Annotated in this window: 1 pseudogene; it reads right to left on the bottom strand. The window is 42.6% G+C overall.

Annotation, left to right across the window (positions count from 1 at the left end):
* Positions 1-52 precede the first annotated feature (52 nt).
* Positions 53-441, bottom strand: a pseudogene (locus BOW55_RS20975) (hypothetical protein); the annotation flags it as partial.

Genomic DNA, 441 nt, shown 5'->3' with positions numbered 1-441 from the left:
ATCACCTTTTATTCCTGCAGTTCCTTGTGGTCCTGTTGCTCCTGTATCTCCTTTACTCCTGCAGTTCCTTGAGGACCTTGTGCTCCTGTATCTCCTTTGCTCCTGCAGTTCCTGCAATTCCTTGAGGTCCTGTTGCTCCAGTTGCTCCTTTTGGTCCTGTTAAGTTAGACGTTGTAAAAGTTGTACCATCAGTATAAGTAATTGTAAAAGTTCCGTTTCCATTATCAACTGTAGTTGTAATTCCTTTTCCGTTATTTCCTATTGCTCCTTGAGGACCTTGTGCTCCTGTATCTCCTTTTGCGCCAGCAGTTCCTGCAATTCCTTGAGGTCCTGTTGCTCCAGTTGCTCCTTTTGGTCCTGTTAAATTAGAAGTGGTAAAAGTCGTACCGTCAGTATAGGTAATTGTAAATGTTCCGTTTCCATTATCAACTGTAGTTGTAA

Source organism: Flavobacterium sp. YO12, from assembly GCF_004119495.1.
Taxonomy (GTDB): Bacteria; Bacteroidota; Bacteroidia; order Flavobacteriales; family Flavobacteriaceae; genus Flavobacterium.
Note: the sequence above shows the minus strand (reverse complement) of the source record. Positions and strands in the feature narration are given on the sequence as shown.